At 71.1% G+C, this 25092-nt stretch carries 21 protein-coding genes; 10 read left to right on the top strand and 11 right to left on the bottom strand.

The features are described 5' to 3' along the window. Positions 1-113: 113 nt before the first annotated feature. From AB0M88_RS27355 to AB0M88_RS27335, 5 genes are all read right to left on the bottom strand, one after another. Positions 114-461, bottom strand: a complete 348-nt coding sequence (locus AB0M88_RS27355) for a VOC family protein (protein WP_364107051.1) — start codon at positions 459-461, stop codon at positions 114-116. Between the two features lie 91 nt (positions 462-552). After that, a complete protein-coding gene (locus tag AB0M88_RS27350; RefSeq protein WP_364107049.1) occupies positions 553-879 on the bottom strand; it encodes a DUF1048 domain-containing protein in 327 nt (108 codons plus the stop codon). Between the two features lies 1 nt (position 880). Next, positions 881-1237 carry a DUF1048 domain-containing protein gene (locus AB0M88_RS27345; RefSeq protein ID WP_364107047.1) on the bottom strand — a complete coding sequence of 119 codons (357 nt, stop codon included), beginning with the start codon at positions 1235-1237 and terminating at the stop codon, positions 881-883. After that, positions 1234-1560, bottom strand: coding sequence for a PadR family transcriptional regulator (locus tag AB0M88_RS27340; RefSeq protein ID WP_364107045.1), 327 nt, complete (start codon positions 1558-1560; stop codon positions 1234-1236). Before AB0M88_RS27340 ends, AB0M88_RS27345 begins: the two co-directional genes overlap by 4 nt. 167 nt (positions 1561-1727) lie before the next feature. Then, positions 1728-1856, bottom strand: a complete 129-nt coding sequence (locus tag AB0M88_RS27335; protein WP_364107043.1) for a hypothetical protein — start codon at positions 1854-1856, stop codon at positions 1728-1730. A 153-nt stretch (positions 1857-2009) separates the two neighbouring features. On the opposite strand from AB0M88_RS27335, the gene AB0M88_RS27330 reads away from it, so the two are divergent. Continuing rightward, the gene (locus AB0M88_RS27330; protein WP_364107041.1) at positions 2010-4811 is read left to right on the top strand and encodes a BTAD domain-containing putative transcriptional regulator; all 2802 of its coding nucleotides are present in this window, start codon (positions 2010-2012) and stop codon (positions 4809-4811) included. Positions 4812-4862: 51 nt separating this feature from the next. Here the strand turns inward: AB0M88_RS27330 and AB0M88_RS27325 are convergent, their stop codons facing one another. The 4 genes from AB0M88_RS27325 to AB0M88_RS27310 form a co-directional block, all read right to left on the bottom strand. After that, positions 4863-6251, bottom strand: a complete 1389-nt coding sequence (locus tag AB0M88_RS27325) for a DUF1996 domain-containing protein (RefSeq protein WP_364107039.1) — start codon at positions 6249-6251, stop codon at positions 4863-4865. 239 nt (positions 6252-6490) lie between these two features. Next, on the bottom strand, positions 6491-8038 hold the full coding sequence (locus AB0M88_RS27320; RefSeq protein ID WP_364107037.1) for a glycoside hydrolase family 76 protein: 1548 nt from the start codon (positions 8036-8038) through the stop codon (positions 6491-6493). 75 nt (positions 8039-8113) lie between these two features. Beyond that, a complete protein-coding gene (locus AB0M88_RS27315) occupies positions 8114-9661 on the bottom strand; it encodes a substrate-binding domain-containing protein (RefSeq protein ID WP_364107103.1) in 1548 nt (515 codons plus the stop codon). 94 nt (positions 9662-9755) lie between these two features. Next, positions 9756-11894 carry an MMPL family transporter gene (locus tag AB0M88_RS27310; RefSeq protein ID WP_364107035.1) on the bottom strand — a complete coding sequence of 713 codons (2139 nt, stop codon included), beginning with the start codon at positions 11892-11894 and terminating at the stop codon, positions 9756-9758. Positions 11895-12035: 141 nt separating this feature from the next. Between AB0M88_RS27310 and AB0M88_RS27305 the strand changes: the two genes are divergently transcribed. The 8 genes from AB0M88_RS27305 (at position 12036) to AB0M88_RS27270 (ending at position 20912) form a co-directional block, all read left to right on the top strand. Further along, a complete protein-coding gene (locus tag AB0M88_RS27305) occupies positions 12036-12674 on the top strand; it encodes a TetR/AcrR family transcriptional regulator (RefSeq protein WP_364107033.1) in 639 nt (212 codons plus the stop codon). Between the two features lie 15 nt (positions 12675-12689). After that, complete coding sequence (locus AB0M88_RS27300) at positions 12690-13328, top strand: TIGR03085 family metal-binding protein (RefSeq protein ID WP_364107031.1); 639 nt, start codon at positions 12690-12692, stop codon at positions 13326-13328. A gap of 347 nt (positions 13329-13675) precedes the next feature. Beyond that, positions 13676-15319, top strand: a complete 1644-nt coding sequence (locus AB0M88_RS27295) for an ABC transporter substrate-binding protein (RefSeq protein WP_364107029.1) — start codon at positions 13676-13678, stop codon at positions 15317-15319. A 5-nt stretch (positions 15320-15324) separates the two neighbouring features. Next, a complete protein-coding gene (locus tag AB0M88_RS27290) occupies positions 15325-16281 on the top strand; it encodes an ABC transporter permease (RefSeq protein ID WP_364107027.1) in 957 nt (318 codons plus the stop codon). Beyond that, entirely contained in the window at positions 16278-17162 is an 885-nt protein-coding gene (locus tag AB0M88_RS27285) for an ABC transporter permease (RefSeq protein WP_364107025.1), read from the top strand. Before AB0M88_RS27290 ends, AB0M88_RS27285 begins: the two co-directional genes overlap by 4 nt. Continuing rightward, positions 17162-18142 (top strand): ABC transporter ATP-binding protein, encoded by a 981-nt coding sequence (locus AB0M88_RS27280; protein ID WP_364107023.1) that lies wholly within the window; start codon positions 17162-17164, stop codon positions 18140-18142. The genes AB0M88_RS27285 and AB0M88_RS27280 overlap by 1 nt, the downstream gene beginning before the upstream one ends. Continuing rightward, on the top strand, positions 18139-19128 hold the full coding sequence (locus tag AB0M88_RS27275; RefSeq protein WP_364107021.1) for an ABC transporter ATP-binding protein: 990 nt from the start codon (positions 18139-18141) through the stop codon (positions 19126-19128). Before AB0M88_RS27280 ends, AB0M88_RS27275 begins: the two co-directional genes overlap by 4 nt. Beyond that, positions 19125-20912: a gamma-glutamyltransferase family protein gene (locus AB0M88_RS27270; RefSeq protein WP_364107019.1), complete on the top strand. Its 1788-nt coding sequence runs from the start codon at positions 19125-19127 to the stop codon at positions 20910-20912. The genes AB0M88_RS27275 and AB0M88_RS27270 overlap by 4 nt, the downstream gene beginning before the upstream one ends. Here the strand turns inward: AB0M88_RS27270 and AB0M88_RS27265 are convergent. Then, entirely contained in the window at positions 20909-21580 is a 672-nt protein-coding gene (locus AB0M88_RS27265; RefSeq protein ID WP_364107017.1) for a GntR family transcriptional regulator, read from the bottom strand. The two genes, AB0M88_RS27270 and AB0M88_RS27265, sit on opposite strands and share 4 nt — an antisense overlap. A 139-nt stretch (positions 21581-21719) precedes the next feature. Between AB0M88_RS27265 and AB0M88_RS27260 the strand changes: the two genes are divergently transcribed. Continuing rightward, positions 21720-24758 carry a tetratricopeptide repeat protein gene (locus AB0M88_RS27260; protein WP_364107015.1) on the top strand — a complete coding sequence of 1013 codons (3039 nt, stop codon included), beginning with the start codon at positions 21720-21722 and terminating at the stop codon, positions 24756-24758. Here the strand turns inward: AB0M88_RS27260 and AB0M88_RS27255 are convergent, their stop codons facing one another. After that, positions 24759-25091, bottom strand: coding sequence for a hypothetical protein (locus AB0M88_RS27255; RefSeq protein WP_364107013.1), 333 nt, complete (start codon positions 25089-25091; stop codon positions 24759-24761). Position 25092 lies beyond the last annotated feature (1 nt).

Raw genomic sequence — 25092 nt, 5'->3', positions numbered from 1 at the left:
GCCTTCCATTAGCCGTTGGCGAATGGAGAGTAAGGCGTCCGGCCACCCGAAGGCGAGCCTGCGATCGGGCGGGCTACGGCGCCGTTGAGCTGCTGTCGCTTCGAGCGGGCAGGTCAGCGGTGGCTGACGACGTTGACCACCTTGCCGTTGGGGTCGCGGACGAAGAAGCGCCGGACGCCCCACTGCTCGTCAGTGATCGGGTGCACGATCTCTGACCCCGTCGCGCGAACCGCCTCGTAGGCCGCGTCGACGTCATCGACTTCGATGCTGAGGTCCGGGTTCGCGGCGGCCGCCGCGTCCTCGGTGATGAGGATGACCTGCGCGGTCGGGTTGGACGGTGAGACCAGGTTGACCACCCAGCCCAGGTTCATCTCCTCGCGGAAGCCGAGAAGCTGGTAGAAGGCGCTGCTCGCGGCGGGGTCGGCGGTGGTGATGTCGGGCACGGCACGGCGAATCGTCATGCCGGATTCTGGCACGCGAAACTGCCGCTCCTTGCGCGTTCAAACCCGGGGGACCGCCGCGAGATGCGGGCAGTGGGCGGCCCCTCACACGCTACTTCCCGCCGGTGCCGGCATTGCCGCTGATCGACTCCTGATAGACGTCGGCGTGGGTGCGCGAGTCCTTGATCAGGTCGTCGCAGAAGGCGGCCACGTCGGTGCCGATGAGCTCCAGGACCCCCTTGCCGTTCGCGGCGCCCTCGGCGAAGAAGTCGACGATCCCGGAGAGCAGGCCCCCGTCGAGCAGGCCGGTCGGGCCGACCTTGAACAGATATCGCTGCATCTCCTGGTAGACGATCTGATAGTCCGGCGGGAGCGCCTTGACCCGGGCCACGTGCGCCCGCCACTGCTTCTTGCCCTCGATGATGTCCTGAATGCCCACGTCAGCCTCCCAGCCGGCCCAATTTGCGGGCGACGTTGCGGTTCAACTGCTCGCGCCACCGATCGCGATAGGTCTTGGCCCCCTTGCCGCCGGCCAGTGCCGAGCAGAAGCCGGGGATGTCGTCGCCGAGCACGTCGTGGACGCTCTGCCCGTCCGCCGCCGCCTCCTCGAGCAGGCCGAGGGCGGCGTCGAGGATCGGCATCAGGTTGCGGCCGGTGAAGTCCCCGTACGGAAAGAGGTTGGCCTTGATCTGTTCCCAGGCCGCCCGGTAGTCGGGCGGCAATGCCCCGGCCCGGGTTTCGAACGCCTTGTATTCCCGGGTCAGATCGCTGCCGGTGATGGTCTCCCAGAAGCTCATCTCCCGCCCTCCCTGAGCTTGTCGATGCGTGACGAGACGTATTGCCATTTCGCCCAGAAAGTCGCGAGTTCCTGGCGGCCGGCGTCGTTGAGCGTGTAGAACTTGCGCGGCGGGCCCACCTCGGACGGTCGTTTCGTGACCTGGACGAGCCCGTTGCGCTCCAGCCGCAGCAGGATCGTGTAGACCGTTCCCTCGATGACGTCGGCGAAGCCGAGCTCGTTCAACCGCCGCGTGATGGCGTACCCGTAGGTCTCCTCGCCGCCGATGATCTCGAGGACGCACCCCTCGAGCGTGCCCTTCAGCATCTCCGTCAGGTCGTCCACCGCGGCCCCTTTCCGGCATCCCGGTACCTTGTACTACTGGGTACCGCTATACCGTAGCACCGAGTACCGCTATCCGGTAGTACCGAGTAGCGGACCCTCGCCGCCGGCACGCACAACCGGGCCTGCGCGGTCAAACAGCGCAGGCCCGGCTCGGTGGGGTTGTGCGATCAGCAGCACACGTATTTGGTTGACACCGGATCGTGCCCGTGTCCGGTGAAGCCGAACAGCGCGTTCGGCGCGGAGACCATCGCGGCCAGGGCGACCGCCGCGACAACGGACGTCAGCAACTTCTTCATGGGGTCCTTCTTCCACCGAATTGGACGGTCGTTTACCGCTGATACGACCCTGGGTGGCCGACCTGGAACCGATCTGGGATATTTCTTGTACCCGCTGGTGAAAGCAGTCGACGCCAACGGACGGGTGGCGAAGGGTTGCGGTCAGGTGGCGTGATGACGGTGCGGTTCGGGCTACTCGGCGACGTGGTGGCCGACCTCGATGGACACCCCGTCGATCTCGGCCACGCCCGGCAACGGTGTGTGCTGGTGGCCCTGCTGGTCGATGCGAACCGCACGGTAACGGTCGACCAGTTGATCGACCGGGTGTGGGCGGATCGTCCGCCGCGGCGGGCCCGGGACACCCTCTACGGTTATCTGCACCGGCTGCGCCGGGCGCTCGCCGACTCCACCGACGTCGATATCTCCCGCACGCCCGGTGGATACCAGCTGGCCGCCGATGGCCCGGTCACCGACCTGCACCGTTTCGGGCAGTTGGTCAGACAGGCTCGCGCCGACGACGACGAGCGAAACGCGTACGCGACGTTCGACGACGCGCTGCGGCTGTGGCGGGGCGACGCCTTCGCCGATCTGGGCAGCCTGGATACGCCGTGGCTGGACGGCCAGCGCCGGACGTTGCACCGGCAGCGCTTCGCCGTCGAGCTGGAACACACCGACCTGGCGTTGCGGCTGGGCCGGCACGGTGAGCTGCTCGACTGCCTGGCCACCCGGGCGGCGGCCCATCCACTGGACGAGCGGGTGGCCGGCCAGCTGATGCTCGCCCTGTACCGCTGCGGCCGGCAGGCCGACGCGCTCGAGCACTATCAAGCGCTGCGCCGTCGCCTCGCCGAGGAGCTGGGCACCGATCCCGGCCCGGAGGCGCAGGCCCTGCACCAGCAGATCCTCACCGCGGCGGTCTCCGTCGCCGCGCCGGGCATCCGGCCGGGGTCCGATCCGGCGGGTGCGGTTCTGCCCCACCAGTTGCCGGCCCCGGTCGCTCACCTGGTCGGCCGGTGCCACGAGCTGGCCACGCTCACCGCGCGGGTGGAGGCGGCCTCGAGCGCGGGGATTCCGGCGGTCATGTCGGTCGGTGGCACCGCCGGCGTCGGCAAGACCGCGCTGGTGGTGCACTGGGCACACCAGTTCCGGGACCGGTTTCCCGACGGCCAGTTGTACGTCGACCTGCGCGGGTTCGACCCCGGCGGGCAGGTGATGGATCCGGCCGAGGCGGTACGCGGCTTCCTCGACGCGCTGGGCGTGCCCCCGCACCGGATCCCGCAGAACGCGCAGTCGCAGATCGCCCTGTACCGCAGCCTGCTGGACGGCAAGCGGATCCTGCTGTTGCTGGACAACGCCCGCGACGCCCAGCAGGTCAGACCGCTGCTGCCGGGGTCGGCCGGGGCGGTGGCCGTGGTGACCAGCCGCAACCTGCTCTCCGGCCTGGTCGCGGTGGACGGTGCGCACCCGGTCCGGCTGGACCTGCTGACCGATGACGCGGCGCGGCAACTGCTGCGCAGCCGGCTCGGCGCCGCGCGGGTGGACGCCGAACCCGACGCCGCGCGGCAGATCATCGCCAGCTGCGCCCGGCTGCCGCTGGCCCTGACCATTGTCGCCGCTCGTGCCGCGCAGACCGGCTTCCCGCTGCGCGTCCTCGCGGCGGAGCTGGCCGAGGCCGGACGGCGGCTGGACGCCCTGTGCGCCGACGACCCGGCCAGCGAGGTGCGGGCGGTGTTCTCGTGGTCCTACGTCGCGCTGAGTTCGGCGGCCGCCCGGCTGTTCCGGTTGCTGGGGCTCCATCCCGGTCCCGAGGTCGCCACCGCGGCGGCGGCCGGCCTGGCCGGGCTGCCGGCACCGCGGGCGCGGGTGCTGCTGGCCGAGCTGACCCGGGCCAGCCTGCTGACCGAACACGCCCCCGGCCGGTTCGCCTTCCACGACCTGCTCCGCGCGTACGCCATCGACCGGGCTCGGGGCACCGACAGCGACCAGGAACGTCACACCGCCGAGCACCGGATGCTGGACCACTATCTGCACAGCGCGCACGCCGCGGCCCGGCTGCTGGCCCCGGCCCGGGACCTGGTCGCCCTCCCGGCGCCCCGGCCCGGCGTCGACCCCGAACACCCGGCCGACCACAAGGCGGCGCTGGTCTGGTTCACCGCCGAGCACGCCGCGCTGATGGCCGCCGTGCACCACGCCGCCGCGGGCGGGTTCGACGCCCACACCTGGCAACTGGCCGGCACTCTCGACACCTTCCTGGACCGGCGCGGGCACTGGCACGATCTGGCCGTGATCGGCCACGCCGCGGTGGCCGCCGCCAACCGCCTGACCGACCCGGCCGGGCAGGCGGTGGCCCGCCGCATCCTGGCCCGCGCCCAGCTCCGGCTCGGCCACTTCGACGACGCGCGCACCCGGCTGGGCGAGGCGCTCGACCTCTTCAGCCGGCTCGGTGACCTGGCCGGGCAGGCCGACACCCACCTCGACCTCGCGCGGGTAGCGGTGCGGCAGGGCGCAGCCGCTCTCGCCGGCGCCCTGCACCACGTGCGGCAGGCGCAAGCCCTGCACGCGGTCACCGGCCATCGACTGGGGCAGGCCCAGACGCTCAACGCGGTCGGCTGGTCCCATGCCCGCCTCGGCGACTACCCGCAAGCGCTCCGTTGCTGCCTGGAGGCTCTACCGCTGCTGCGGGAGCTCGACGACTGCGAGGGCCAGACGTTCGCCTGGGACACTCTCGGCTACGCCCACCATCACCTGGGCGAGCAGGCCGAGGCGGTCAGCTGCTACCGGCAAGCCCTCGACCTGTGCCGGGAACTGGGCGACCGCTACCTGGAGACGGGCATCCTGACCTGGCTCGGCGACGCGCACCGGGCCGCCCACGAGCCGAAGGCGGCCCGGGACGCCTGGCGGCACGCGCTGGACATCCTCACCGAACTCGGCCACCCCGACGCCGGTGAGGTCCGCGTACGGCTCGCTGCCCTCGATTGACCTTCGGGAGCCCGGCCCCGTCGCGGGGGCCGGGCTCCGATGGCGTACGGGTCAGAAGTTGCCCGCGGTGTTGCACTTGGCCCGCTGGACGACGCAGTCCTTGACCCGGTGGCCGAGGGCGGCGTCGTCCCAGGCGAAGAACGCGTCGCCGTGCATCGACGAGGCCATCTTCGAGGCGAGCTGGAAGCCGTCCGCCGTACCGCTGGTCGGATAGGCGATCAGGAACGACAGCGACGGGATCGCCACCGGGAAGTCCCCTTTGCAGGTGCCGTCGTAGGTGTACGCGACGTGCGCCTTGTGGGTGGGGCTGTCCAGGTGCACGCCGTCCCAGCAGTCGGGGAAGACGAGCTGGAACATCAGCGTCGCGCCGGGTGCGCAGAGCGGCCAGTTGCCATCCGCGCTGCGGCCGGTCTCACCGCCCGCGCCCGCGCAGTAGAACTGATTGACCGAGCCGGCCGGCGTCGGGACCTGCAGCTTGGCGTCGCCCGCGATCATGCGGAAGCCCTGCGGGAACGGCACCGTCTTCGACGGGTCGGTCAGCCGCGATCCGTAGTAGACGGTCACGTCCTTCGGCTCGATGACCTGGCCGTGCTCGTACAGCGTGGGAATCCAGTAGGCCGAGAGGTCCTCGGCCGGCTTGCAACTGGAGCCGGCGTTGCTGAGCAGGGTATCGGTCGTGGTGTTGGCGTCGGTGGCGTTGTTGCCGAGGAAGCTGTGCATGTGCGAGGCGCCCGGCAGGCCGGGGAAGACGATCGGGTCGTCCGGCCTGGAGTGGCTGTAGAGGCAGGAGGCGTTGAACTCGGGCACCCGTACGGAATTGGCCGGCACCGGCCGCGGCGTCATCGCCCGGAACGCGGCCAGCTGGGCGTTCCACTTGGCCTGGTCGATGGTCACCCAGCCCGGGTCGGGCTGGCCGCCGGTGCCGTCACCGAACGAGAACCAGTTGATGTTGACGAAGTCGCCGGCCTGGGTGCTCTTCATGACCGCGTACACCGATTGCGCGCCGGCCGGGTGGGTGGCGGCCGTCGCGGTCAGGGTGACCCAGTTCTGCCAGCCGCCGGTCGCGGTGACCGGGAACTGCGCGAGCAACGGGCCGGTCGCCGACCCGGTGTGCAGTTCGACGGCGCCCGAGCCGACCGCGGAGGAGACCCGGGCCGAGACGGTCAGGGGACCGCCGGTGCCGAGGTCGATGCCGTCGTACCGGGTCCAGTCGCCGTTGGCGAGGTAGGACAGGTTCTGGCCGCCGCCGGTGTCGGCGGTGGTCTCGACCTGGACGCCGGACTGGGCGGCGTACGTCTCCGCCTGGACGACGCCGCTCGCGGCCTCGGCGCTGCCGGCCGCGGCGATCAGCGCGATGCTGCCGGTCAGGGCCGCGGTCAGCGCGGCCGCGAGCGAGGCTCTGGTGCGGGTTCGGGGATGGGGAGAGGGGGATGAGGTCATGACAGTCCTCTGTGTCGTGCCACCTTCCCGCCCGATGGGGGATTGACGGGAGATGACCGCCATTTGATGCCTGGAGTATGCGCTCAGGGGAAGCGCTTCCTCAAGGCTGTATTCAAATCTGTGAATACAGAGGACGGAATTCCCACGTCTTGGCCCGGGCTCTGCGCCGGCCGGAGGATCGGGGGAGCGGATGCAGGGCGTCGCCGGGGAATCGCTTCCCCGGCCGTGCCGGCGGTGCCCTAGGTGCTGGAGAGCGTCAGGTAGTCGATGTTCGCCGCGACGTCCCCGGGGTCGAACTGGATTTTGATCGTCGCACCGTCGGGAATGGGGACCGCGACGGTGGTGTCGGCGAAGGCCGCGTTCCAGCTTCCGGTGTAGGGGAAACTGACGTCGCGCGCCTTGACCCCGTTGACGTAGAGGCTGAGTTCGGCGCCCGTATTGGCGCTCGCGGTCCGGAAGGTCAGCGCGCTCGCCGCCGAGACGTTGCGGAACGCGACCCCGGCACCCGCGATGTCGATGCTGCCGACCAACTGGCCGTTGGAGGCCGAGGCGGCGGTTTCGTTGCGGCCCGTTCCGTACTTCTGGCCGTTCTCGCCCTCGATCCGGCCGGAGAGCTTGCGGGCGGCCAGGGTGTAGGTCATCGCCGCGAGGCCGGACGCGACTCCGGTGGACCGGCCGTTGGTCACTGTCTGGTCGAACGTGGCCGATGGCAGATCGTTGGTCCGGTGGTCGTAGGCCGACTGGGCGTTGCCGCTGAGCCAGTCCAGGTACTGGCTCTGCCGGCCCATGGTGATGAACTTGTAGAGGCCGCGGAGGAAGATCCCCTTGAAGACGATCTCGTAGTTGGTGACCGGGTCCGGCCGGTAGAGCCCGTCCTCGCCGACGTGGTCCTCGTAGACGATGACCTTGTTGCTGCCGGTCGTGAAGTGGTTCTTCGCGAAGTCGGCGACCCGCCGGCCGTCAGTGATGTACGCGGTGTTCCCGGTCAGGTCGTAGAGGTTGGCGGCGAGCTCCAGGAAGACGCCCGCGTTGTAGGTGTAGAGGTTGTCGTCCCAGTCGCGTCCGGAGATGGAGTTCTCGAAGCCGCCGTCGGAGCGCAGAAAGCTGGCCTTGAGCCAGTTGTAGGTGTCCTGGGCGATCTGCAGATAGGTCCGGTCGACGTTCAGCGGATCGTTGTGGACCGTGGTGGCCGGGTAGTAGCGGGCCAGCTCCGCCGCCGCGATGGCGAAGCCGTTCGACGGGACGTCCTTCTGGTCCTGGACGCCGCGCTCACGCCAGAACCCGCCGCCGTCGATGTTGTCGTAGTAGTCCCGGTAGAAGAAATCCGTGTGCCATTTGGCCTGGTCGCGCATGTGCGGGTCGCCCGTGGCCTCGTACGCGTCGAGGGCGAACTGAGTGGCCCAGGAGTAGTCGTCGTTCCAGTCCGAGTCGTTGCCGATCCAGCATTTCGGGTTGCCGAAGCGGTTGGCCGAGTGGGTGTTCTCGTACCGGTAGTAGGTTTCGCTGATCTTGCTCTTCCACTGGCCGGTGAGCCTCGAGGCGTCAGTCAGGGTCTCCCGGTTGAACGACGCCTCCCAGAAGTGGATGGCACTGCCGTCGGATCCGCTCGTCTTGAAGTCGCCGCCGTTGATGTAGTAGGCGTTCAGGAAGGCGTTCGTCGTCCGGACGAGGTCGGTCTGGGTGAACGTGGACGCCGCGCTCGCCGCGCCGGCGGGCAGCGCACTCACCAGAAGCGCGCCCGCGGCCGCCAGTGCCGTCGCGGTTCGTAGGTGGATTCTCTTCGGCATCGACTCACCCTCCTGAGCGACGGGCATCGATTCGTTTCGATTAAGCGATGACGTTAAGTCGCTTCGGAGGGCGTGTCAACGCCGGCGCGGACCGCAGCTCGCCCGCACCGTCAGCTCGCCGTCGAAAAGCACCTGCGTCGCCCCGTCGGGCTTCTCGCCCTCGATCCGGCGGATCAGCATCTCCACCGCCGCCTTGCCCATGGCGGCGGCGCCCGGCCCGACGGTGGTGACGGTCGGCGCGGTCATCAGGGCCCCCTGCGCCGGCATGTCGACGGCCAGGACGGAGAAATCCCGGGGCACCCGGCGGCCGCTCTCGGCCGCGGCGGCCATCAGGCCGGGAGTGGCCTGCTCGTTGAAGGCGATCACCGCGGTCGCCCGCGGGTCGGCGGCGATCAGTTCGGCGAACGCCTGTCGGCCGCCCGCGATGCTCCGGCGGCAGGTCAGCGCGGTGAGCGTGACGCCGGCGTCCCGCGCCGCCCGCACCATGCAGTCACGCAGCCGGATCGCGTTGCCCCGCCCGGACTCGATCGTCTCGGCGTTCTGGTGCACGAAGCCGAGATTCCGGTGACCCAGCCCGGCCAGGTGCTCGACCGCGAGCCGCGCGCACTGGTCGAAATTGGTGTCGACGTAGTCGAGGTCGCCCGGCTCGGCGTTGCGGCCGAGCATCGTGAACGTCAGCCGCGAATCGCGCAGGACGCCGATCCGCGGATCGTCGAGCCGGACCTCCATCAGCAGGGCGCCGTCCACCAGGCCCTGCCGGGCGAGCCCGGCGAGGTCGTCGAGCGCCTCCACCCCGGTGGTCCACAGCAGCAGGTGGTAGCCGCGCCGCTGGGCGTGATCGGAGGCGCCGAGAATGTACTCCATCGAGCCGAGGTCGATGTCCCGCTCGTTCTTGGGGAACAGAACCGCGAGGATCCGGCTGCGCTTGCCCCGCAGCCCGCGGGCCAGGGCGTTCGGTGTGTAACCCAGGTCGAGCATCGCCCACCGGATCCGCTCCCGGGTGGCCTCCGAGATCGGCCGGGCCCCGGTCATCGCATAGGAGACCGTGCTGACGGAGACCTCCGCGCGCCGGGCGACGTCGGCCATCGTCGGCACCGCGCCGGCCGGCTCGCGGGGCGAATGCGCTTCGATCTCCCCGGCCGTCTCGCCCTTCCGGGGCGTGAGCCGGTGATCGGCCTTCCCGGCCGGGAGCTGCTGATCGGTCTTCCTGGGCGTGAGCCGGTGATCGGCCCAGATCCGCGCGACGGTGTCCTTCCCGACGCCGACCCGCGCCGCCATCGAGCGGGTGCTCCAGTGCGCCGAGCCGTCCGGTGGCGGCTCCGTCCGAGTCAGACGCAGAACCTCGGCGACCGTGCCGGGCGGCAGCGACGGCTTGCGGCCGCGGCCCTTCGCGATCATCCCGACGCTCGCCGTGCCGCTCGCCGCGAAGCGCTTGCGCCACCGTCGCACCGTGTCGGAGTCGACCCCGGCGCGCCGGGCGATCTCCTCGTTCGCCACGCCGTCGGCTGCCCACAGCAGCGCCCGGGCCTGGACGATCCGTCGCCGCGGCAACGCGGCGGACGCCGCCATGCGGGCCAGCTCGGCCTGCTGGGCGCCGGACAGGGCGAGCGGCGCGGCGCGCACGACCGGCAAGACGACACCTACCGCTTCAATTGAACGACAGCTTCGACGATCGCGATGGAAGCTACCACGATAAATAAGCGACAGTCGAGCGCTGCTACGAGGCCGGCGTGACCGGGGCCTCCGGCTCGGCGTGGACGGCCGGCAGCCAGTTCAGCCAGCGGGGCAACTGCCAGTTGAGGCGGCCGAGGATGAACATGACGGCGGGAACGAGGACGAAGCGGATCAGGAAGGCGTCCAGCGCCACCGCGACGGCCAGACCGACACCGATCTCCTCGAGCAGGCGCTGGCCGCCGAGGACGAACGAGCTGAAGACCGCGACCATGATTATCGCGGCGCCGGTGATGATGCCGCTGACCCGGTTCATGCCGGCGCGTACGGCGCGGGTGTTGTCGTGGTGCGCGTTCCACTCCTGGTGCACGTTGGTGAGCAGGAACACCTGGTAGTCGGTGGAGAGCCCGAACACGATCGCGAACATCATGACCGGCAGGGCGAACTGCACCGGTCCGGGAGAGAGCCCGGTCCAGCCGTACTGGAAGACGGCGACGACCACGCCGAGGGCGGCCCCGATCGACAGCAGGTTCAGCACGGCGGCGGTGAGCGGTACGGCCACCGACCGGAACAGGACGAGCAGCACCACGAAGCCGATCGCGACGACGACGGCGACGAACGGCACGAACCGCCCGGCCAGCAGCGAGGACAGGTCGATGAAGGTCGCGGTCGGGCCGCCGACGTGGACGATCAGGCCGGTGCCGGCGGTGGCGTGCGGGATCGTCGAGTCGCGCAGCCGGTGGACCAGGTCGCTGGTCCGCGCGCTCTGGGGTGAAGTGCGCGGGTACACCTGGATCACGGCGGCGGTCGCGTCCGGATTGACGCGCGGCGGACTCACCGAGCTCACGCCGGGGTCGGCCCGTACGGCGGTGGTCAGGTTTCGCAGTGCCGCCGTTGCGGACGGCCCGGGCAGCGCGGCGGCCAGCAGCAGCGGCCCGTTGACGCCGGGCCCGAAGCCGTCGGCGAGCAGCCGGTACGCCTGGCGGGTCGTGCTGCCCGCCGGATCGGCCCCGGCGTCGGAGCTGCCCAGCCGCATGGTGGCGATGGGGGCCGCCAGCACCAGCAGCAGCCCGGTCACCGCGCCCGCGAACAACCACCGGCGGCGCCGGACCAGCCCGGTCCAGGCGGTGAGCCGCCCGGACGCCGCCGCGTTCGTGCCCGGACGTCGCCGGCCGGGCACCGGCAGACTGTTGACCCGGTGGCCGATGAGCGACAGGACCGCCGGGAGCAGGGTGATCGCGGCCGCCATGGTGAAGGCCACGTCGACGGCCGCGGTGACGGCGATGCCGTCGGTGATGGTGACCCGCAGCAGGAGCATGCCCAACAGGGCCAGCATGACCAGGCAGCTGGCGAACAGGACCGCACGGCCGGACGTGTTCACCGATCCGGCCGCGGCGGACTCGGGGTCCTCTCCCGCGGCCAGCAGGGCTCGGAACCGGGACACCACGAACAGCGAGTAGTCGACGCCGACGCCGAGGGCGATCATCAGGGCGACGGCCTGGGTGGCACTGTTCAGATCCATCCCGTGACTGACCAGCGCGTTCAGGTTGGTGCCGGCGAGAATGCCGATCAGCGCGGTCATGATCGGCATCAGCATCGCGGTGACCGAGCCGAATAGCACCAACAGCACGAGCACGGCGGCGCCGAGGCCGACGATGGTGGCGGCGCCGGGGCCGGCCGATTCCGTCTGCTCGATGGCCTGCCCGCCCAGCTCCACCTGGAGCGTCGGCGTTCGCGCCGCCTCCGCCGTCGCGATCACCGCGGTGACGGTCTCCTTGGACAACCGGTTCGCGTCCGCGTCGAAGGTGACCGTGGCGAACGCGGTGGTGCCGTCGCCGGCGACAGCCTGGCCGGACGACGCGTACGGATCGGCCACGCCGACGACGTGCGGGAGGGTCCGCACCTGGGCCAGCGTCGCCTGCATCCGGGCACGGAGCGGGGGGTCGGTCACCCGTCCGGCGGTCGTGTGGAACACGATCTGGTCGCTGTCCCCGGCGGCACTCGGAAACTGCTGCTCCAGCATCACCCGGGCCGCCTGCGAGTCGTACCCCGAGAACCGGAAGTCGTTGCTGTAGACGGCCCCGCCGCCCAGCCGGGACACCGTGACCAGGGCCAGCACGACCACCAGCCAGCCGCCGATCACCCACCAGCGCCGCCGGACCACCCATCGAGCGAAGGCCTGCATGCCGGGACCCCTTAGAGTACGGTCAGTTTTCTAAGCGGCCACGATAGCGAGCCGCGATAGAGAACGCAACGGACTCTGTTCGGCCGGAGCGGGGCACACCGATACGGTTTCCAGGGATTCGGCCGGCGCGGAGGGAGGCCGGTGCGGAAGGAGGAAGTGGCGATGGAGAGTCAGCCGGCCGGTGCCGGCCCGGTGGACCATCGAACGCTGCCGAGGCGCCGGGGCGAGACGCTGTACGCGGCGATCTTCGAGGCCACGCTGGCCGAGCTCGCCGACGTGGGCTACGCCCGCCTGACCATGGAGCGGGTCGCCGCCCGGGCCCGCACCAGCAAGGCGTCGCTGTACAAACGCTGGCCCGGTCGCGCCGACCTGGTGCTCGCCGCCTTGCGGCATCGCCGCGGGGCACCGTCACCGACCCCGGACACCGGCGGCCTGCGGGGCGACGTCCTGGCCCTTCTCCGCGACGGCGCGGCCCAGCTCAACGGGCTCATGGGCGAGGTGATCCGCGGCCTCATGGCCGAGGGCCTGCGCGAGTCGACCCCGATCGCCACGGTGCGGACGAGCATGTTCGACTCCCGCAACCGGCGCATGTCCGAAGTGCTCGACCGCGCCGTCAAGCGAGGGGAGATCCCGGCGCACGCGGTCACACCTCAGCACATCGCCCTGGCGCCGGCCCTGGTCGATCACCACTTCCTGTTCTACGGAGCACCCATTCCCGACCACGTCCTGACCGAGATCGTCGACGCCGTCCTGCTGCCCCTCCTGACCCGGCCCGCATGACCCGGGAGACCTGCCATGCCTGAGTTCTTCGACCACATCGAACGCCTACAGGTCGCGGACCTGCTCGACGAGCTCGGGCCCGACGCGCCGACGCTTCTTCAACCCTGGACGACCCGCGACATGGCCGCCCACCTGATCCTCCGCGACCACGACCCGCTCGGCGCCCCCGGACTCGTCCTGCCCGGCGCCTGGCGGCGCCTGGCCGAACGGCGGCAACGGGACCTCGCGCAACGGGACTTCACCGAGCTCACCGCGACCCTGCGATCGGGAACACCGCCGGGGCCCTTCCGCATCGGCTGGGTGCGACGGCTTGCGAGCCTCAACGAGTTCTTCGTCCACCACGAGGACGTCCGGCGGGCCAACGGCCGTGGTCCCCGGACCCACGAGCCCGCGATGCGGGAGGCGTTGTGGCACAACGTCATCCGCAGTGCCTGGTTCCTGTCCCGCCGGCTGCGCCACGCCGGACTCGAGGTCTGCTGGGCGGGAACCGGCCACACCGTTCGGGCACGGCGGGGAGAACCGGTCGCCCGAATAGCCGGAGACCCCGGCGAACTGCTCCTCTATCTTTTCGGCCGGCAGAACATCGCGCACGTCGAGGTCGGTGGAACCGATGCCGCGGTCGGCGCCGTCGCCGGCACGCACTTCGGGATGTGACAGCGCCGCCGGACAAAGCCGTCCGCTCAATCCCACAATCGTCGACCGCGGCCGGCCGTACCGCTTGGTGAGCCGCCGGGCGGTGAGCGCCGCGGCGGGCGCGGAGGAATGAGGTGGTTGCGTCATGCCCACCACGGTGCCGTTCGGAGCCGGTCGCGGTCATCCGGCCGGGGACCACACCTCATCTCCTACCCAGGTCGGAGAACCTTCCGACTGCGCAGGTCAGGGTGCCTCCGCCGCCTCGCGAAGGCCGCCGGCCGGGTCCTCGGCGACGGGCTCGGAACCCAGCCTTGCGAGATCATCGTATACAACATACGCTCCGACAATCGTCGATATAGGAGCCCGTCATGACGAACCTCTCGCGCGCGACCGGCCGGGCCGCCATCGGGGCAGTCGCGCTCGTCTTGGCCCTCACAGCCTGCTCACCGGTGTCCCAGAAAACCGGATCGGGGGCGAAGCCGTCGCAGGGCGGGGATTCCTTCGGCGCGCCGGCCAATGCGGACGAAGTCAAGGCGGGGGGCAAGCTGACGGTCGCCCTATCCGCGGAACCCGACCGGCTGGATCCGTCCTTGTCCCGCAGCCTCTACTCACGCTATGTCTTCCAGGCGATGTGCGAGAAGTTGTACGACGTCGACCCGCAGGCCAAGGTGGTGCCTCAGCTGGCCACCGCGCTTCCGGCGGTCAGCTCGGACGGCCGGAGCGTCACGATTCCGCTGCGCCAGGGCGTTCGGTTCGCCGACGGCACCGCATTCAACGCGGCCGCGGTGAAGACCACCCTCGAACGCGATCTGACCCTGCCGGAGTCGGCGCGTAAGAGCGAGCTGGGGCCGATCAGCACGGTCGACGCACCCGACCCGCAAACCGTCGTCGTCCACCTGAAGACCCCGTTCGCGCCGCTCGTGGGTGCGCTGGCCGACCGGGCCGGCATGATCATGAGCCCGGCCGCGCTGAAGCGCCTGGGCACCAACTTCTCCTCGGCACCGGTCTGCGTCGGCCCGTTCAAGTTCGCCAAGCGGGTGCCGCAGAGCTCGATCGACGTCGTGCGGGACCCGAACTACTACGATGCCGCCAAGGTCCATCTCGACTCCATCTCCTGGCGCATCCTGACCGACGCGAGCATCCGCTCGGCCAACCTGCGCTCCGGCGACGCGGAGGTCGCCGACAGCGTCTCCACCCAGGATGTCGACAGCCTCCGCAAGGACCCGGCGCTGACGGTGTTGCAGTCACCGTCGCTGGGCTATCAGGGAATCACGATCAACGTCGGCAACGTCGACGGCGTCGGCACCCCGCCGAAGCCGATCGACCGCCCGATCGCAAAGGACGCCAAGGTGCGGCAGGCCTTCGAGTACGCGGTCGACCGCAAGGCGCTGGTGGACGCGGTCTTCAACGGGATCCCGACCCCGGCCTGCGGCCCGATCTCGCCGGCGAGCCCGTTCTCGTCGGACGCGGCCCAGAAGTGCCGGGAGCACGATCCCGCGAAGGCGAAACAGCTCCTGCAGGAAGCCGGCGTGACGGCGCCGTACACCGTCAACATGCTCGTGTCGAACACTCCCGACTCCCTGCGCCTGGCCCAGGCTCTGCAGGCGATGGTCAAGGACGGCGGCTTCGACCTCAAGATCAAGCCGGTGGAGTACTCCTCGCTCCTCGACGAGCAGGACCGCGGCAACTTCGAGATCCTCCAGCTGGGGTGGAGCGGGCGCATCGACCCGGACGCGAACATCACCAACTTCGTGGGCACCGGTGGCAGCCAGAACGTCTCCGGCACCAGCATCCCGCAGGTGGACGCCGTCCTCGACAAGGCGCGCCAGTCGAACGATCTCAGCGAGCGCAAGACGCTGTACGGCCAGGCGGTAACCCTGCTCCAGCAGGATGATTCGCTCATCTACCTCTACCGGCAGGCCAACCTGACGGCGTTCTCCAACAAGGTCAAGGGAATCCAGGTATTTCCCGACGGGGTCATCCGCGCGGCCTTCGCCGGCTTCGCCAAGTAGGACCCGTGGCCAAGTACCTGCTGACCCGCGCCTGGCACTCCGCGCTGACCCTGGTGCTGGCGACGGTGGTGGTGTTCCTCGGCATCCGCGCCCTTCCGGGTGACCCGGCGCTCGCGCTGGCCGGGGAGGACCGAACGCCGGCCGCGTTGGCGGCCATCCGCAAGGAGTACGGACTGGACCGGCCGGTGACGGTCCAGTTCGGGCGGTACATCGAGCGGGCCCTGCACGGAGACTTCGGCAGTTCGATCCGGACCGGCCTGCCGGTCTCGGACATGATCCGGACCGCGCTGCCGGTCACGGTCGAGCTCTCCGTGCTGGCCATCCTCATCGCCGCGGTGCTGGGGGTCGGTGCGGGTGTGGTCGCGGCGGTGCGTCGCGGCCGCCCGGCGGAGTGGGCGGCCAACGGCCTGGCCCTGATCGGACTGTCGGTCCCGCACTTCTGGCTCGGCCTGCTCGCGATCCTGTACCTCTCGGTGGCGACCGGGCTGTTTCCGGCCTCCGGTTTCGTCTCGCTCCTGCAGGACCCGGTGGGCAACCTGCACCACATCATCCTGCCCGCGGTGATCCTCGGAACCGGCCTGGCGGCGATCATCATGCGGCAGACCCGGTCGGCGATGCTCGACTCGCTCTCGGCGGACTATGTGCGCACCGCGAAGGCCAAGGGCCTGTCGCCGCGGGCCGTGATCGGCCGGCACGCTCTCCGGAACAGTCTCATCGTGGTCGTCACGATCGTCGGCCTTCAGCTCGGCGGCCTCATCTCCGGTGCGGTCGTGACCGAGCAGATCTTCGGCCTGCCCGGCTTCGGCAAGTTGACCATCGACGCGGTGTTCCAGCGGGACTACCCGGTCATCCAGGCCGTGGTGCTGCTGACCGCGACGGCGTACATCCTGGTCAACTTTCTGGTCGACCTGCTGTACTCGCTCATCGATCCACGCATCCGGGTAGCGGGTGAGGCGGCATGACCATCCTCAGTGTTCCGGTGGCCGAGACCAGCCCGGCCGGCCTCACCCGGCGCACCCGCGTATTCCGGCGCCTGCGGCGCAATCCGCTCGCGGTCGTGAGCTTCGCGGTGCTGGCGATCGCGATCCTGGTCGCCGTGCTCGCGCCGTGGATCGCGCCGTACGCGGTCGAGCAGACCGATTTCGCCCACATCTTCGCGCCCCCGGGAACACCCGGGCACATCCTCGGCACCGACGACCTGGGCCGCGACGTGCTGTCCCGCATCATGCTGGGCGCCCGGGCGTCGCTCGAGGTGGGACTTCTCGCCGTCCTCACCTCGCTCCTCATCGGTGTGCCGCTCGGCCTCGCCGCGGGCTACTTCCGGTCCCTGGACGCGGTCATCGGGCGCTTCACCGACCTTCTGCTGGCGTTTCCCTTCCTCATCCTCGCGGTCGGGCTGGCGGCGATCCGGGGGGCCAGCCTCGGCAACGCGGCGGTGGCGCTCGGCATCGCGCATATTCCCGGGGTGATCCGGGTGATCCGCTCGGACACCCTGCGGCTCAAGTCGCTCGACTTCGTCGCCGCGGCGGTGGTCGACGGCGCCAGTGACCTGTGGGTCCTCGTCCGGCACATCCTTCCCAACGCGACCTCGGTGATCCTGGTCCAGGCCACGGTGGCGCTGCCGACCGCGATCCTGGGCGAGGCGGTGCTCTCGTTCCTCGGCCTGGGCATCCAGCCGCCGGCGCCGAGCCTGGGAACGATGTTGGCGACGGCGCAGCAGTTCGCCGCCCGGGCCCCGTGGGCGGCGACCCTGCCGGGTGTCGCGATCATGGTGCTGGCGTTGACGTTCAACGTGTTCGGCGACGCTCTGCGGGACGCACTCGACCCGAAGGGCGACCGGTGATGGCCGAGACCCCGATTCTCGAGGTCGCCGATCTCTCGGTCTCGTTCGTGACCGAGAGCGGCAACGTGTCCGCGGTCGATCACGTGAGCCTGGACCTGGCCGCCGGGGAGATCGTCGGAGTCGTCGGCGAGTCCGGCTGCGGCAAGAGCGTCACGGCAATGAGCCTGGCCGGCCTCCTCCCGGGAAGCGCCCGCGTCTCCGGCTCGGTCCGTCTCCGCGGCACCGAGCTCGTCGGTGCCCACGAGGCCGCGCTGCGGCGGGTCCGCGGCAAGGAGATCGCCTACATCTTCCAGGAGCCGATGACGTCGCTGAACCCGGTGCTCACCGTCGGGCGCCAGATCGGCGAGGTTCTCCAGGTGCACGAGCGGCTCTCCCGCAGGCGGGCCCGGGAGCGGGCGGTCGAGCTGCTGTCGCTGGTCGGCATACCGTCCGCCGCGCAGCGGGTCGACAACTATCCGCACCAGCTCTCGGGCGGCATGCGCCAGCGCGTGATGATCGCGATGGCGGTGGCGTGCAACCCGACGGTCCTGGTCGCCGACGAACCGACGACCGCCCTCGACGTCACCGTGCAGGCCGGCATTCTCGAGGTGCTGCGGGACCTTCGCGACCGGCTCGGCACCAGCATCCTCATCATCACCCACGATCTGGGGGTGATCGCCGACATCGCGGACCGCGTGGTCGTCATGTACGCCGGGCGCGTGGTGGAGCGGGCACCGGTGACCGAGCTGTTCGCCTATCCGCGCCACCACTACACCAGCGGGTTGCTGAGGGCGTCGCCCGTACCCGGGCGGCACGCCGGCAGCCAGCGGCTGCAGGAGATCCCCGGCCTCGTGCCCGTTCTGACGACCCAGCCGGACGCCTGCACGTTCGCCGACCGCTGCCCGGCGGCCGACGACAAGTGCCGCGGCTCGGCGCCACCGCTCGAGCCGGTTCGCGCGAATCACCTCGCCGCGTGCTGGCACCCGGAGGGGAAGCGATGACCCCGCACCCGAACGCTCTCGAGCTCGAAGACCTGCGGATGCACTTCGGGCCGGTGCGGGCCGTCGACGGAGTGTCTCTCACCATCGCGCGGGGCGGCGTCACGGCACTGGTCGGCGAGAGCGGCTCCGGGAAGTCGACGGTGGGCCGCTGTGTGGTGCGGCTGCTGAAGCCGACCGGCGGGACCGTCCGGATCGGCGGCGTCGACGCCACCCGGCTCACCCGGCGGCAGTTGCGGCCGTACCGGAGTCAGGTGTCCATCGTCTTCCAGGACCCGGCCGGATCGCTGGATCCGCGCATGCTCGTCGGTGACGTGGTGGGCGAGCCGTTACGCCTGTCCGGCGAGCGGATCTCCCGCCGGGACAGGCAGCGGCGCGTCGCCGAGGCGCTCGGCCGGGTGGGCCTTCGCGAAGAGGTCGCCCGGCGATATCCGCACGAGCTCTCGGGCGGGCAGCGGCAGCGCGTGAGCATCGCCCGGGCCCTGATTTCCTCACCCTCGCTGCTCATCGCCGACGAGCCGACCAGCGCGCTCGACGTGTCCGTGCAGGCGTCGGTGCTCAACCTCCTCGCCGATCTCCAGCGGGACATCGGATTCGCCTGCCTGTTCATCACCCACAATCTGTCCGCGGTGGAATATCTCGCCGACGAGATCGCCGTCATGTATCTGGGCCAGCTCATGGAGAAGGGCTCGCGGGAACAGATCTTCTCGCGTCCGGCCCATCCATACACCCAGGCGCTGCTCGCGGCGGCCCCGGTCGCGGACCCGGTGCGCCAGCGCGCACGGAAGCCGGTCCTGCTCGGCGACGACCTGCCCTCCGCGCTCGACCCGCCCTCCGGCTGCCGGTTCCGTACGCGGTGTCCCCTCGCGTTCGACAAGTGCGCGACCGAGGTGCCGCCGCAGGTGAAGATCGGTACCGGGGAGGCGGCGTGTCACCTCGTGGGGGCGGACGGCACGCGCCCGGACGTTCGCTTGGAGGCAGAGGGATGACGTTCACTACCCGACCGACCCTGCGGGGCACGTTCGGCATGGTGTCCTCGACGCACTGGCTGGCCAGCCAGGCGGCGATGGGGATTCTCGAGCGCGGAGGCAACGCCTTCGACGCGGCGGTCGCCGCGGGCTTCGTCCTGCACGTCGTGGAGCCGCATCTGAACGGCCCGGGTGGCGAGGTTCCCGCCATCGTGGCGACCGCGGCCGACCCGCGGCCCCGCGTGCTGTGCGGGCAGGGCCCGGCGCCCGCCGGCGCCACGATCGGGCATTTCCGGTCCCTGGGCCTGGATCTCGTCCCCGGATCCGGCCTGCTCGCCGCGGCCGTGCCGGGCGCGGTCGACGCCTGGCTGCTTCTGCTGCGCGACCACGGCACGTGCTCGCTGCGGGAGGTGCTGACGCCCGCGATCGAGTACGCGAACGCCGGGCACCCGCTGATCGGACGGGTCGGGGAGACCGTCGCCGCCGTGCAGTCGCTCTTCGAACAGCACTGGCCCACGTCGGCCGGCCTCTGGCTGCGCCAGGGCAAGCCACCGGCCGCGGGCGCGATGTTCGCCAACCCGGCGTACGGGGGCACGCTGGAACGACTGGTGAAGTCCGCCGAAGAGGCCGGCTCCGACCGCCCGGGCCAGGTCGAGGCGGCGCGCCGGGTGTGGCGCGAAGGGTTCGTCGCCGAGGCGATCGACCGCTTCGGCCGCCGGCCGCTCCCGGACTCCAGCGGACGCGCCCACGCCGCCCTGGTGACCGGCGACGACCTGGCCGGGTACTCCGCCACCTGGGAAGAGCCGGTGACGCACCGGTGGAACGGTCACGTCATCGCGAAGACGGGACCGTGGGGCCAGGGACCGGTGCTGCTGCAGACGCTGGCGATCCTCGACGCGCTCGACGATCCCCGGGCGTACGACCCGTCGACCGTGCGCGGCGTCCACGCCGAGGTCGAGGCGCTCAAGCTCGCCTTCGCCGACCGCGAGGCCTGGTACGGCGACACCGGCGACGTACCGGTGAAGGCGCTGCTGTCCCGGGAGTACGCGCTGGAACGAGCGGCCCTGATCGACGACCGGGCCGCCACCGGCCTACGCCCCGGCCGTCCGAACGGCGCGCAGCCACGCCTTCCCCGGTACGTCGAGCGCGGCCACGGCCGTGCCGCCGGCCTCGACCCGACGACCGGCGAACCGACGGTCAAGGCGGACGGCGAGACGCGCGGCGACACCTGCCACGTCGACGTCGCGGACCGCTGGGGGAACATGATCTCGGCAACTCCCAGCGGGGGATGGTTGCAGAGTTCTCCCACGATCCCCGAACTGGGCTTCCCGCTCGGCAGCCGGCTGCAGATGTTCTGGCTGGAGGAGGGGCTGCCCTCCTCGCTCGCGCCGGGCCGGCGGCCGCGCACGACGCTCAGCCCGACCATGGTGCACCGCGACGGGCAGCCCGTGCTCGCCTGCGGCACTCCCGGCGGCGATCAGCAGGATCAATGGCAGTTGCTGTTCCTGCTCCGCCATCTGGCCGGTGGTCAGTCGCTGCAGGAGGCGATCGACGCGCCGATGTGGCACACCACCAGCTTCCCGGCCTCGTTCCATCCGCGGGAGACCGAGCCCGGGGTGCTGGTCGTCGAGGACCGGCTGGACGAAGACGTCCGGAACGAACTCGGCGCGCTCGGCCATCGCGTCCGGCTGTCCGGCGCGTGGAGCCTCGGCCGGATGTGTGCGGTGTCGAGGGACCCGGCCACCCGTGTGCTCGGCGCGGGAGCGAACCCGCGCGGCATGCAGGGCTATGCCTGTGGCCGCTAGTGGCCGCCCGCCGTGGTCTCGTGAGCGGCCAGGGACGCCGCCCCGACGTGCGAGAGGGCGACCACCTCGGCCAGGTCTCCGTCCCCCGACTCGATGGCGTCGACCAGCTTGATGTGTTCCTCCCACGAATGCGGGGCCCGCGCGTTGGCGGTCATCTGAAACACCCACTGCACGTGCAGATAGAGCGCCTTGGCGATCGACGCCAGCCACGGATTTCCGCTCATCTCGAGGATCTGCAGGTGCAGGGCGCTGTTCAGCTCGGCCACGCGGCGCAGGTCCTGGCGTTCGGTCGCCAGGCGGGCCTGCTGAAGGACGGACCGCAGAGTGGTCACGTCGCCCGACGCCGCCCGCTCGGCCGCGAGCCGCGCGGCCAGGGGTTCGAGGCGTTCGCGCACCGCGAAGATGTCGTCGATCGTCGCGCTGCTCGGAGAGGCGACGACCGCTCCCCGGCGCGGAAGGATCACCACGAATCCCTCCGCCTCGGCGACGCGCAGGGCCTCGCGGATCGGGTTGCGGGAGACGCCGAAGTCCTCCGCCAGCCGGTCCTCGGTCAGCCGCTCGCCGGGCGGATAGTCGCCGCTGATGATCCCCTTCCGGAGGCCGTCGAGCACCTGGTCGCGCAGGGGCAGGTGCTGAGAGCCGATCTTGCCCGGCGAGTCCGTAGCCACCCGACCGCCTTTCGCGATGAAGTCTGACGGCGATTGTATACGAAGAACAATTCGCGCTGAGCTGGGAAGCGAGGGCGTCCGGACGGGAGCCGGATCCGCCCCGGTGTGGTCGTCGAGCCATTCAGTACCATCACTTTCGGTGTGGACAAATCGGAGGGTCATGCAGTTCCGCCTGCTCGGGCGGGTCGAGGCCAGTCGTGACGGCGTACCGGTCCCGCTCGGTCGCCGCCGCGAGCGCCTCCTGCTGGGCCTGCTGCTCCTCGAGCCCGGTGTGCCCGTACCGGTCGGGCGGCTGGCCTCGCTGCTGTGGGACGACGAGCCGCCGGCGACCGCGCGCATGGCGTTGAACACGCACGTATCGCGGCTGCGCGCCGTGCTCGACCCGCACGGCGACGGCGCCTCGGGCATCCGCCTGGTCAGCCGGGACGGCGGCTACCTGGCGGAGGTGGACACCCGGGCGGTCGACGTGCACGAGTTCCGGGCGCTGGTCGAACGGGCCCGTGAGCAGGCCGATCCGGCCGCGCGGTCGGCGTTGATGCGTGACGCGCTCGCGCTGTGGCGAGGCCCGCTGCTGGCCGAAGTCGCATCGGACCGGATACGCGAACGGGTCGGCGCCCAGCTTGCTCAGCTGCGGCTGACCGCGCTGGAGGACCGTTTCGACGCCGAACTCGCCGCGGGCCGGCACCGCGGCGTGCTCGGCGAGCTCGCCGACCTCGTCCTCGAGCAGCCGCTGCACGAGCGCTTCGCCGCGCAGCTCATGCGGGCGCTGTGGGCGGCCGGCCGGCCGGGTGAGGCACTGAAGGCGTTCGAGTCGACCCGCCGGGTCCTGGCCGAGGAGCTGGGCACCGATCCCGGCCCGGAACTGCGTGAGCTCCACGGCCGGCTGCTGCGCGGGGAAGCGCCGCGGCCCGAGCCGGCCTCGCCGCCGGCCCGCCGGGTCACCGCCGGTCCCGGCAACTACCTTCCCGGCGACGTCGCCGACTTCACCGGCCGGGAGGCGGAAGTAGCGCAGTTGCTGGCGATGCTGCCGGCCACGGCCGGCACCGCGGTCGTGGTGTCCGCGATCGACGGTATGGCCGGGATCGGCAAGACCGCCCTGGCCGTCCACGCCGCCCACCGCCTGACCGATCGCTACCCGGACGCGCAGTTGTTCCTCGATCTGCACGCGCACACCGTCGGACGGGGGCCGGTCGACCCGCATTCCGCGCTCGATACCCTGCTGCGCGCGCTGGGCGTGGAAAGCCGGGACATCCCCGACGGGCTGGACGACCGGGCCGCCCGGTGGCGCGCCGAGCTGGCTCAGCGGCGGGCGCTGATCGTGCTCGACAACGCCGCGAACGCCGCACAGGTACGCCCGCTGATGCCCGGCTCCGCGAACTGCCTGGCCCTGATCACCAGTCGTCGGCGGCTGACCGATCTGGACGGCGCCCGGACGATCCCGCTCGACGTCCTCCCGCCCGCCGACGCCGCCTCGCTCTTCGCCCAGGTCGTGGGCGACGACCGGGGCGCGACGGGCGCGCCCGAGACCGCGGTGGTCGTCCGGCTCTGCGGATTTCTGCCGCTGGCCATCCGGATCGCGGCCGCCCGGCTGCGGTCGCGTCCGGTGTGGACGGCCCGGGATCTCGCCGATCGGCTGCGCGGCGAACACCGGCGGCTGGCCGAGCTGAGCACCGGTGACCGCAGCGTCGCCGGGGCCTTCCTGCTCTCCTATCAGCAGCTCAGTCCGGCCCGGCAGAGCCTGTTCCGGCGGCTCGGCCTGCATCCGGGCGCCGACGTGGACGCGCATGCCGCCGCCGCGTTGGCCGGCATCGATCCCGACGACGCCGAGCGGCACCTCGAATACCTCGTCGATGTTCATCTGCTCGACCAGACGCGAGCCGGCCGGTACCGCCCGCACGACCTGCTACGGCATTTCGCCGCCGACCTGGCCCGGCGGGAGGAGCCCGAGGCCGACCGCCGGCAGTCGGTGACCCGGCTGCTCGACTACTACCTGCACGGCGCCCATGTCGCGTGCGGTCAGCTCGACCGGCGCGGCCAACGGGTCACCATCGCGCTCACCGACCCGCCGAGACAGCCCGCCACCCGGTCGAGCTTCGCCGACGCCCTCGCCTGGTGTGACGCCGAGCGGGCCAACCTGATCAGCGCCACGCACCACGCCGCCGAGCACGGCTGGCCCACCCACGCCTGGCAGCTGCCCGTGCTGCTCTGGGAGTATTTCCGGGTCCGGGGCAGCTACCGGGAATCCCTGGCACTGCACGAGGTGGCGCTGACGGCGGCCACCGACCTCGGCGACCACCAGGCGTGGGCGGAGATCCAGCGCGACTGCGGAATCACCAGCGAACGGCTGGGCCGGTACGCCGAGGCCGCCGACCGCCACCGCCAGGCACTGGCGCGCTACCGGCAGATCGGCGATGAGCGCGGCGCGGGGGCCACCCTGGCCAATCTGGGTGTCGTGCAGGAACGGCTGGGGCGATATCACGACGCCATCGACCACTATCAGCAGTCGCTCGTCCTGCGGCGCAAGGTCGGCGACGAGTGGGGCGAGGGCAGCACGCTGAGCTCCCTCGGGCTGGTCTATGAACGCCTGGGCAAATTCTCCCCGGCCCTCGATCACCATCAACAGGCGCTCGCGCTGCGCCGCAAGACCGGCGACAAACGCGGCGAGGGAGCGACGCTGACCTGCATCGGCATGGTCTACGAACGCCTCGGCCGGTACGAGGAGGCGCTCGACCATCACCAGCAGGCCCTGGTGCTGATGCGGGCGGGCGCCGACACCCAGGGCGAGGGCGCCGCGCTGGGCAACCTGGGCAATGTCTATCGCAATCTGGGGCGCTATCGCGAGGCGTGCGAGCATCACGAGCACAGCCTGGCGACCATGCGCAAGGTCGGCGACCGCAACTCGGAGAGCGAGGTGCTCAACGACCTCGGCGAGACCTATCTGGCCATGGGGTCGGCCGCGCGGGCGGTCAGCCATCACGAGGCCGCTCTCGCCCTGGCGCGCGAGGTGCACGTGCGGCCCCAGGAGGCGCGCGCCCACAACGGGATCGCCCGCGCCCGGCGGGAAACCGACCCGGGGGACGCCCGGGACCACTGGCGACAGGCCCTCGATATCTATCTCGAGCTCGAGGTCCCCGAGGCGGACGAGGTTCGCCGGCGCCTCGACGAGCTCGACCGGTGATCACCCCGGCCGGCCGATCCGGCTCGCCACGGCCGGATCCGGCAGGCCGGCCACCCGGCCCAGGGCCTCGGCGGACGCGTACGCCTCGGCCTGCCAGTGCGCGATCGCGTCCGGGTCGAGGAACCGCGGGTCCTCGACGACCGGTGTCATCACCTGGGCCAGCGGCTCACCGTAGGCGTGCGAGCGGGCCGCTTCGGACCACCGGATCCGGCCCGCGAGGAGCTCACCGGCGAGCTCCCGGATCGCGTCGTCCGGAGCCGTTTCGGCCAGCCGGCGCAGGAAGTCGCGCTCGACCCGTGCGGCGGCTTCGTCGAACGAGATCTCTTCTGGCATC

Origin of the sequence: Actinoplanes sp. NPDC051411, from assembly GCF_040682075.1 — a bacterium.
Taxonomy (GTDB): Bacteria; Actinomycetota; Actinomycetes; order Mycobacteriales; family Micromonosporaceae; genus Actinoplanes.
The sequence above is the reverse complement of the archived record's forward strand: the minus strand, read 5'-3'. Positions and strand labels throughout refer to the sequence as shown.

Bases quoted from the DNA above. Each gene is read 5' to 3' on its own strand.
- AB0M88_RS27330 (WP_364107041.1), top strand. From the start codon at position 2,010: ATGACGGTGCGGTTCGGGCTACTCGGCGACGTGGTGGCCGACCTCGAT.
- AB0M88_RS27300 (WP_364107031.1), top strand. From the start codon at position 12,690: ATGCCTGAGTTCTTCGACCACATCGAACGCCTACAGGTCGCGGACCTG.
- AB0M88_RS27325 (WP_364107039.1), bottom strand. From the start codon at position 6,251: ATGACCTCATCCCCCTCTCCCCATCCCCGAACCCGCACCAGAGCCTCG.
- AB0M88_RS27280 (WP_364107023.1), top strand. From the start codon at position 17,162: ATGGCCGAGACCCCGATTCTCGAGGTCGCCGATCTCTCGGTCTCGTTC.
- AB0M88_RS27285 (WP_364107025.1), top strand. From the start codon at position 16,278: ATGACCATCCTCAGTGTTCCGGTGGCCGAGACCAGCCCGGCCGGCCTC.
- AB0M88_RS27295 (WP_364107029.1), top strand. From the start codon at position 13,676: ATGACGAACCTCTCGCGCGCGACCGGCCGGGCCGCCATCGGGGCAGTC.
- AB0M88_RS27270 (WP_364107019.1), top strand. From the start codon at position 19,125: ATGACGTTCACTACCCGACCGACCCTGCGGGGCACGTTCGGCATGGTG.
- AB0M88_RS27345 (WP_364107047.1), bottom strand. From the start codon at position 1,237: ATGAGCTTCTGGGAGACCATCACCGGCAGCGATCTGACCCGGGAATAC.
- AB0M88_RS27275 (WP_364107021.1), top strand. From the start codon at position 18,139: ATGACCCCGCACCCGAACGCTCTCGAGCTCGAAGACCTGCGGATGCAC.
- AB0M88_RS27335 (WP_364107043.1), bottom strand. From the start codon at position 1,856: ATGAAGAAGTTGCTGACGTCCGTTGTCGCGGCGGTCGCCCTGGCCGCG.
- AB0M88_RS27320 (WP_364107037.1), bottom strand. From the start codon at position 8,038: ATGCCGAAGAGAATCCACCTACGAACCGCGACGGCACTGGCGGCCGCG.
- AB0M88_RS27255 (WP_364107013.1), bottom strand. From the start codon at position 25,091: ATGCCAGAAGAGATCTCGTTCGACGAAGCCGCCGCACGGGTCGAGCGC.
- AB0M88_RS27355 (WP_364107051.1), bottom strand. From the start codon at position 461: ATGACGATTCGCCGTGCCGTGCCCGACATCACCACCGCCGACCCCGCC.
- AB0M88_RS27310 (WP_364107035.1), bottom strand. From the start codon at position 11,894: ATGCAGGCCTTCGCTCGATGGGTGGTCCGGCGGCGCTGGTGGGTGATC.